Genomic DNA, 8,192 nt, shown 5'->3' with positions numbered 1-8,192 from the left:
AATCGCCCCATCGTCGCCCCCGGCCGCCCGTTTCGCAGGGGAGCAGATTACGTGAGGCAACAACTCAGCATTCAGGAACATTTCTGGCGAGGCAATGCGCTTGTCACCCTGATTGTCGCGCGGCAGGCGGCTGTCCTGAAGACTGCGCCTACTGTGCACAGAGCGTGCATTACGACACTGGCCTGAAGCCGACCCGCTTGATGGATCGCGCTGATGTGGTCGCCGCCGCGCAGCGCGCCAAGACGGCCGGGGCGAGTCGCTTCTGCATGGCCGCGGCGTGGCGCAGTCCAAAGGACCGCGACCTCGATCAGGTCTGCGACATGATTGCCGCCGTTAAACGTGTTGGCATGGAGACGTGCGTAACGCTCGGCATGCTCACGCCAAAGCAAGCCGCACGGCTCGTCGACGTCGGCCTCGACTTCTACAATCATAACGTGGACACTTCGCCGGAATTCTACCGCAGCATCATCACTACCCGGACCTTGCAAGATCGGATCGACACTCTTACGCGCGTGCGCGAGGTGGGGGTCAAAGTCTGCTGCGGCAGCATTATTGGCATGGGTGAGCACGTCGATGACCGTCTCGGCATGCTGGTACTGCTCGCCAATCTTCCCAACCATCCGGAAAGCGTACCGATCAACCTGTGGAACGAGGTGAATGGCGTGCCGGTGAAGGTCATGGCGGAGCGTCCCGATTGCACTGGTGCGCCTGGTGGCGACCGCGCGGATCATGATGCCCAAGAGCGTCGTACGGTTGGCCGCCGGGCGCCAGTACATGACTGATGAACTCCAAGCCCTATGCTTCTTGGCGGGTGCGAATTCCATCTTTGTCGGCGATGTGTTGCTGACTACCAAAAATCCGCAACTTGACCGTGATGCAGGTTTGCTAGCCCGGCTCGGCATTACGTCTGGACTCGCTTAAGCCATCAGAACAATAGGCGTGCTGCGCGCTGCCCGCGGTGTCTTCAACGTGGCGTACGGACCTCTCCTGTTCGACGTGACGTCAATCCCGTCCCTGCGAGCGGTCGTGAGCGGGCGACGCTTGATGCGCTTGAGATGTCGGAACGAAATCCCGCAGCCTTTATTGTCGAGCCTCTGGTGTTAGGGGCAGGCGGAATGCTGATGTACCCAGCTTGGGTGCTAAGAGAGATGAAGCGGATCTGCGAGGCGTCGGACGTCCTGTTCATTGGCGATGAGGTCATGACGGGCTGGGGCCGCACCGGAACAATCTTCGCCTGTGAGCAGGCCAATGTTGTGCCAGATATAGCGTGCTATTCGAAGGGTCTCACGGGAGGGGCGCTGCCGCTCGCGGTGACACTCTGCCGGGCAGAGATTTTCGATGCCCATTATTCAAAAGACCGTACGCGCACATTCTTTCACTCGAGTTCGTTTACGGCAAATCCGGTGGCCTGTGCCGCCGCCAAGGCTAACCTGGATCTGTGGAAAGACCAGGAATGTCACCGGCGCATCGCTGCGGTCGCAACCATGCAAGAGCAGGCAATTGAAGCATTCCGCGCCGATCCGCGCTTTGCAAACGTTCGCCGTAGCGGCACCATGACAGCACTCGATCTGAAGACGAGAGATACCCGCTATCTCGCAGGCATCGGCCCGAGGCTTCACGCCTTCTTTAAAGACCGTAATCTCTTGCTGCGCCCACTAGGTAATACGATTTATGTGATGCCGCCATATTGTGTAACAGCAGGTGACCTGGACGAAATATAGGCAGGCATCTGTGACGCTGCCGATGCGCTGGCCTGAAGACGCGCGCGGCAGCGCAAGATCAAGGATCCTGAGCTGTCGTCGGCTTCCCGAACGACTTGAGAGAGCCTTGCCATAGACCTAGGAAGTGGACGATTGTGACCTCGCATCTGCAATGTGGGTGTTGCCGGCCCGGCGAGATCGCGGGCTTCGCCGGGCCGGTCCACAGTGTCATCGCGCGTTCGGTTTCAGTCCGATCGCGTCACCGCGATTGGTTGCGTGTTCATGTGTGGATGCCTGGGCGAATTTGGTACAAAGTCATGAAGTTATGCGTCCATTGGTGATGGCCTGTTGCGGAAGTTCCGCCGTTATTTCGATTAGAAGAGATTGCCTGGACGGCAGGTCTTATCATGCGTCTACGAACGCGAAGATGCTGGACACGTCATCCGCAACCCGGAGTTTGCGGCAGCCGTGCGAGCGCTGGTGCATCTTTCCTATTTCCCTCGCCTGGGTCCCGGTCGTTTGCGGAGCCTGCAGTCCGCCGAAGCCGCGGCTTTAAGCGCCATAAGCCCATCCTTGTCAGCAGCGAGAGGTAATGGACATGCCGCCTTAAGGGGCTGACAGCGGCTTTGACACGTAGATCGCAGCCTCATAAGCACATCCACCGTCGCCGCTCGCGTGCGTCGTCTCCAGGCCGCCGTTTTGACGCGCAGAATGTTTGGATGGTCAGTCCCAGAACCACCGCGCAGAGGACATCTTGAAAGCTCTTATTTGCTGACCGCCCAATCATTGGAAACTTTGTGCTTCCGACTTCTCAGTGACGCGCCTTTTCGGCCTCCCTATTGACAGATACCTTTCGCTCTTCCAAGGGGAAGGCCAGTTCCAGAGACATGCGGGGCCGGATCAGATCGACATGAGCCACATTTCGCAGCTGTCGGTTGAACGCGTCACGATTCCAGTTCTGCAACGATGCAAGGAGGAAAGGCGCGTCATCGTCATGACCACGGCTTATGATGCGGTAACGGCACGTATCGCCGATCCTGTCGTCGACGTCATTCTTGTCGGCGATAGCGTCGGCAACGTATGCCTTGGGTTTGATGACCACTTTACCGGTCAGCATGGCGAAGATGAATCACCACCTGGACGTGGTCGCGCGAACAAGGCCTGGCGCCCTGCTTGTAGCTGACATGCCGTTTCTCAGCTTTCATCTCAGTCCCGACGACACGATCGCAACGCTGGAGGCGTCCTGCAGCGTGGCGCAGACGCCGTCAAGCTTGAGGGAGGGAGTAAGCGTGTCGAGATGATCCGAGCCTTGGTGAATTGCGAAATTCCCGTGATGGGTCATCTTGGTCTCACGCCACAAAGCGTCAACGCGATGGGCGGCTTCAAGGTACAAGGTCGGAACGCGGACGATGCCCTACGTCTGCTCACGATGCGCACCAGCTACAGCAGGCCGGATGCTTTGCTCTTGTCCTCGAAGGCATCCCGGCCGAGCTCGCCGCGCGAGCGACTGAATCTCTGAGCACAACAGGCCCGCGATGAGCAATCGCATCGCCATCTCATCGAACAAGAACGGATTGTTCGTTGCCGAGGGCCTTTTACTTCGGGCAGCTGCGGGCCGAGACGGAGATTCGAACGACTGGGACGTCTCGGGTTCAGTACGGCATTCGAAGAAACATCTCGCCGAGTGTGATTGGATTAGGTTCGATCGCCAGATCTGGGTCGAAACCCGGCGGCTAGACGACTGGTGCAGCGAAGCTAATCTTACGACAGTCGATCTTATTTGGATAGACGCAATGGGCTGAGTTCGCCGGTGCCATGCAAACCCTGAGCAATACACGCTTCTATGGGGTTACTCTTATGCCGATCACCGGCTCGACCGGCGGCACGCCGTCGCCGCCGGATCTGGGTTCGAACGCGATTCCCGCGGCGTCACAAGTCGATGCTATCGCAATACCCTGCCGTACTCAAACAATCAAATGCATACAGCTAGTTCATTGCAGGTTTGGCTTGCGGAAGACCTGAGCGTGGCGGCATTCCAAGGACGAGCTGCGACAGATATGGAACGCCGCGAACAATCGAGCGCACCGTTAGCGCGATCGCAATAATCGCGGCCCCGAGCATACCCGCGATGATCAACCGGGTCGTGAGATCCCAAAGTTCTCCGAACTGTACGAAATCCATGAGACGGAACACGGTACCCTGGACCAGGTAGAGCAGCAGCGTGGTCTGGCCCAACTCCACAGCGATAAAACGGGCCATGCGATTTGAACGGCCAACGCTCCAGCATTGCAGCAAGAGTTCGATAGCGATTGCTGAGGCAGCTGCAGAGCCAACAAACATCAGAAGCACGTTTTTAGCCGACCGAAAATCGTGAATTACCCCAAGATTATTGTAGACATAGGTGTCCTTGCCCCAAGCTAGAAAGCATACGCAAGTCACTATCGAGAGAAATAAAATCAGGAGCGGCTTGTGATGTCGCGATGTACTCGTCCATCGTTCTCTCGATTGAGCAAGCAAGAAGCCGAAGCAGAAGAACGGATAAGTGAATCTGATCAGGGGTGATATGGACAATGTCAGAGGCGCGAGTGCGACCAGTATGGCTAAGCCAGATATGACCCACGATTGGTGGTTGAGCTTGGTAGAAATCTTGATGAGAAGATAGGAAACAAACGTCGCCCAGATGAACCAGTATGTGCCAGCGAAATCGTCTACAAATTCCAAAAGCCCGCTCGTTAGGCTGGTCGCGCGCCACAATGCCGCCAGCTTAGCTGTCTCCATGAACGTCCACCAAAACAGCATCGGCAGCAAGAGCTGCTTCGCACGGTCGCTGGCGGCTCGAGTGAACGACTTTTGCAGCAGCGATCGAGAAGAAAGATATCCGCTTATCGCCATAAAGAGTGGCATGTGAAACATATAGATCGATTTGTAGTACGGCGAATACCAAAACCCGTCGTCTCGGTAGATGACATACTGAATCAGGTGCCCAACGATCACCAAAACAATGAGCGCACCTTTCGCGAAATCTAAGCTTAGATCTCGATCGTTTGCCTCTGTCGTGCGCGAGCTCGGGGCGATCGTTCCAGTCACGCGTAGCAATGTATCAAACATCTAGATATCTGTTGTTGATGAGCCGGCGGCCCGTTGTCCGCTTCTTCTGCCTCATTTTTGATCCAAACGAAAGGTGATGGCGGGAGTTTTTGGAACGGGAATAAGCTCAGCTTGTTAGGCCTTGAAGATGGAGCTGGCCGAGCGTCTCTGAATGCCTCGCGGAACTTTGTGGCAGAGCAGATATCTAATTTGAGATATTGGTGTAGCAGTACGGGCACGGCATACTACTTGCAGACGCGGTTCTGGGAGGAAGACTGTCGCGCTCAGTCTCCCACTCAGCCCGACGCATCTCGTCTCCTCGACAAGAAATCTGCCCGACGAACAAGCGCGCGGCCAACATCGTACAGGATTGGCAGACCATGAGCGCGCGGTTCCGGCGCCTCTCGGCGTCCTTTGGGCTATGCGTAGCGCGTCTGAAAATCAGCTCCAACGGCTTACCTGAGAACCAGGCGGAAAAAGCTACTATGTCTAGTAGTTTCGTCCCCATCCAGCGACGGCCCCCGGCCAAGTCGTCTTTCGCGGGCAGGTTTGCTTAGCCGCGCGCGATCGAAGAATTTGCGCATACTGCGCGGTTAGCTTGGAAACGGGGAAGTATGTGGGCCGAAAGTTCATCGCGACCAGAGGGGCCGATGCGCTCCCGGCGACGGCGGAGCCCGCCAGCCGGACTTGGATGCTCACGCTCACGGCGAGTAGAAGGGACACGGCCGCCGCGGATCTGGCCCGGCGCGCGGGCTTATCGCGCGTCCAGAGCCACCGCTTTGGGCCTTGCGTTTGGCCGGGACCGGCGCGGAGAGTGGTCGGCGTGGATGCGTTCGGCAGCAAAGGCGTGGCTTGAGATCGCTTCGACCAGTGGCATTTGTGTTGCCCTGCAACGGATGCGTAGGTTTCGGGCGCTTCGGTCGGCCGAAGGGTTGCTGGGAGCGAACGCAAGTTGGCGAGTTTGGCGTACACCACTCGATCCTTCGAAAGCCCAACATCGCCATAATGCGGTCTTTGTGGCTTTTGTGAATTCCGCAGCGATCGTCTCGACCGACTGCGTGATTTTGGCCGCGATCGCCGCGTCTTTCCTCCCACAAACTTCGGTGCCCGACCTATCTGGAGCGGTCGCACAAGTTTCAGGTGAATTCTTTGTCCTAACGAGGTCCTGCCGGCAAGCCGCTGCCGTGGCACTTTCGCGCTAAGCTCAGCAAGGATCGTGGCACTGAAGGTAGGGCGCTCCTTCGTTAAAGCGAGGAGGGCCTCGCCTCGTCTGATTGCGCGATCATACCAGGGGCGCCTTGTCAGGAGCGCGACGTTGCAAGTGCTTCAATCAGATGCCGAAAGTGCAACAACAACGACAGGAATGCGGCAAGATCCAAAGGCGAGGATCGCCACTGGCACGCGGTAAGCACGAGCAATCGCGCATTGATTGACATCGTAAGCGCCGCGCGGGTGCGGCTTGGTCCAGACTGCTTCCCCATCTTTCACGCGTTCGTTCCACCACGATGCTCGCGAAGCGCTTCATCGACGCAGGCGATCAACTCCAGACCGGCAAAGGGTTTGGCAAAAAAGCCGGTTACGCCGGCGCTCAATGCGCGGGCTCGCGTGCGGTCATCTGCGAAGGCAGTCATCAGGATGAATGGCGCAGCGTGGCCCTGGGCCCGCATCTGTTCCAAAAGTTCAAAGCCGCTCATCATGGGCATCTGCACGTCTGCAATGACACAGGACGTATCATTCAATTGAGACGACCGCAAGAATTCCTTAGCCGATGCAAACGTACGAACGATGTGGCCCTGCGATTTCAAAAGGTTGTTCAGTGCGGCACGAATCGAAGGATCGTCGTCGACAACGCAAACAGTTGAATACCTAGACAAGACGACCCGTTCTTAGTTGGGCGAAGGCGCTGGCCGAAGCATGACGGCCAGCAGAAGGATGCGCGTGTACGACGAAATTGTAAAATCATACCTAGGTTTGTACCCTGAAACGGCCGGTCCCAATTCCCAGCCTCTCAGTCATCCTGATCAAATCGGCTAGCGATCGAGCTCCCATCTTCTTCATCACGTGACCGCGATAGATTTTGACTGTAATCTCGGCGAGCCCGAGTTCCGCGGCTACCTGTTTGTTCAATAGGCCGGCGGCGACCAGTTTCAATACATCCTGCTCTCGTGGACTTAGGGCCTCAAACAAGGACTGCAGCCTCCCGACCACCTTATCTACACCTCGTCTCTTCCGATCCTGTTCGATAGCTGCGACTACGCCATCGAGTAGTTCCTGATCGCGAAACGGCTTGCTGAGAAAATCGATTGCTCCACTCTTCATGGCTTTGACGGTCATCGGAATATCGCCATGAGCGGTGATGAAAATAACAGGAATGTGAATCTTCAGTTTGGCTAACTCACTCTGGAGCTCAAGGCCGCTCAATCCCGGCAGCCTGATGTCAAGCACAAGGCAGCTAGGAACATCAGGGAGCTCGCTCTGGAGCATTTCCCGGGCCGATCCGTAAGCAACGACATCTAGACCGATCGAACGAAATAGGTTGACCAGCGATTCGCGCATTGAGAGGTCATCGTCCACGAGGAAGACGCTCGGCCTCACCTCCGGCCCTACGACATTTGTGGCTTCCTTCCGCGGTTCAGAGCGCTTGGTCACGATAAGAGCCTCACTTGTACGATTTAAAGTAGAATCATCGCCTCACTACGACCTTTGATTGACCGCGTAGCCTTTCGAGTACTTTGCGCAGTGCAAAGTTTGAGATTTTCCAGGTATGTGACGGGTCAGCCATTCGCGCCAGCGTGACGCATTACTGGAAAGTCTAGCAAAAACCGTCCGACTGGTCGAGAACTGCCTTTCGCGTCTGTCCGCCGTCGCGTTGGATCGGCCCCGCGGCATCGATCAAATCGATCAGCAGCCGATCGAGAAGCACCGAATCCAGAACTTGAGGCGCTCGCTTTAGCATGGCGTCGCGTGTCGCCCGGCCTTCGCGAGTGAGGCTGCAGCGGACGACCCATTATGCGGCTGAAGGATCAGAATGCCCGTCGCCTTGGTAGTTGAACGCGGGGCCGCGAGCTGAGCGAATTGGCGCGATTGTGCCTGTGCATGCGCCGATCCCGCCGGCGTTGAGATCGGCAAGCGGCGTAGACTATCGCACCCGTACTAAGGAAAATAGATATCAGAACGAGTAGCAGCGGCATCAGCACATGAACTCTTCTTTTCCGTCCTCAGAGCGCCTTTGAGTTGCTCTTTGCGAGGGTGGGGAAAGCACCTTGCACCGACTTCGTACAACCTGACGCAAGGTGCGATTCAAGTCCTTTCCGTCAAGTTTGTAGGAAAGATGCTCGAACTTGAGCTGCTGCAGGGGCGCTCACGTGCGTTCGTGTCGTTGCTTCCTTCACGAGGCTCGCACCC

The 8,192-nt window shown here is 57.0% G+C and carries 4 protein-coding genes and 3 pseudogenes; 4 read left to right on the top strand and 3 right to left on the bottom strand.

Annotated features, from left to right (window positions below; translation table 11 throughout):
- From IVB22_RS22095 to panB, 4 genes and pseudogenes are all read left to right on the top strand, one after another.
- Nucleotides 1-186 (top strand): hypothetical protein (locus IVB22_RS22095; RefSeq protein ID WP_247519360.1); only part of this gene is annotated, 186 nt, incomplete at its 5' end.
- A pseudogene (gene bioB, locus IVB22_RS22090) lies at nucleotides 126-921 on the top strand (biotin synthase BioB); the annotation flags it as partial. The gene IVB22_RS22095 and the pseudogene bioB, both read left to right, overlap by 61 nt.
- A 27-nt stretch (nucleotides 922-948) precedes the next feature.
- Nucleotides 949-1,721, top strand: a pseudogene (locus IVB22_RS22085) (aminotransferase class III-fold pyridoxal phosphate-dependent enzyme); the annotation flags it as partial.
- Nucleotides 1,722-2,610: 889 nt separating this feature from the next.
- Nucleotides 2,611-3,221, top strand: a pseudogene (gene panB / locus IVB22_RS22080) (3-methyl-2-oxobutanoate hydroxymethyltransferase); the annotation flags it as partial.
- A 465-nt stretch (nucleotides 3,222-3,686) separates the two neighbouring features.
- Here the strand turns inward: panB and nolL are convergent.
- The 3 genes from nolL to IVB22_RS22060 form a co-directional block, all read right to left on the bottom strand.
- A complete protein-coding gene (gene nolL, locus IVB22_RS22070) occupies nucleotides 3,687-4,808 on the bottom strand; it encodes a nodulation factor fucose acetyltransferase NolL (RefSeq protein WP_247519355.1) in 1,122 nt (373 codons plus the stop codon).
- Nucleotides 4,809-6,271: 1,463 nt separating this feature from the next.
- Entirely contained in the window at nucleotides 6,272-6,661 is a 390-nt protein-coding gene (locus IVB22_RS22065; protein ID WP_247519354.1) for a response regulator transcription factor, read from the bottom strand.
- 91 nt (nucleotides 6,662-6,752) lie between these two features.
- Nucleotides 6,753-7,436, bottom strand: a complete 684-nt coding sequence (locus IVB22_RS22060; protein ID WP_247519353.1) for a response regulator transcription factor — start codon at nucleotides 7,434-7,436, stop codon at nucleotides 6,753-6,755.
- Nucleotides 7,437-8,192 lie beyond the last annotated feature (756 nt).

Origin of the sequence: Bradyrhizobium sp. 190 (assembly GCF_023073415.1) — a bacterium.
In the GTDB taxonomy this organism is placed as follows: domain Bacteria; phylum Pseudomonadota; class Alphaproteobacteria; order Rhizobiales; family Xanthobacteraceae; genus Bradyrhizobium.
The sequence above is the reverse complement of the archived record's forward strand: the minus strand, read 5'-3'. Positions and strand labels throughout refer to the sequence as shown.

What these genes read in the sequence shown, in the direction of transcription:
- nolL (WP_247519355.1), bottom strand. Translation starts at nt 4,808, where the DNA reads ATGTTTGATACATTGCTACGCGTGACTGGAACGATCGCCCCGAGCTCG.